Here is a 339-nt window from a genome sequence, read left to right on the forward strand (position 1 = left end):
GAGATTGCTTATTGTCTCACGCTTTTGTTTATCGCGTTCTTTAATGGGGTCACGACCTTCACGTAAAACAGAACGCCATCCTGTTGCCAATTCACGGGCTTGTTTTAAAGAAACATCTCGCAACGCTCCCAATCCCATTTCGCGACGACGCCCGTGAAGGGTATAACGATAAATCCATTGAGCACCTCCATCTTTACGCTTATGAAGAAGCAAGCCGGCACCATCATTATATTTGCCAGCCCCCAATGTTGCGACAGATCTTGCATTAAGACGGTTCATAAGAACCATTTTTACTCCTTTCTTATACAAATTTGATCCACACACTCATCCCACTTGTTA

1 protein-coding gene is annotated in these 339 nt (G+C 44.0%); it reads right to left on the reverse strand.

Translation table 11 applies throughout. The features are described 5' to 3' along the window. Positions 1 to 288: Arm DNA-binding domain-containing protein (locus ACFINC_RS11060; RefSeq protein ID WP_375617231.1), on the reverse strand; the 288-nt coding region annotated here is incomplete at its 3' end. Positions 289 to 339 lie beyond the last annotated feature (51 nt).

This window comes from Bartonella sp. AP58NXGY, assembly GCF_042195785.1.
Taxonomy (GTDB): domain Bacteria; phylum Pseudomonadota; class Alphaproteobacteria; order Rhizobiales; family Rhizobiaceae; genus Bartonella.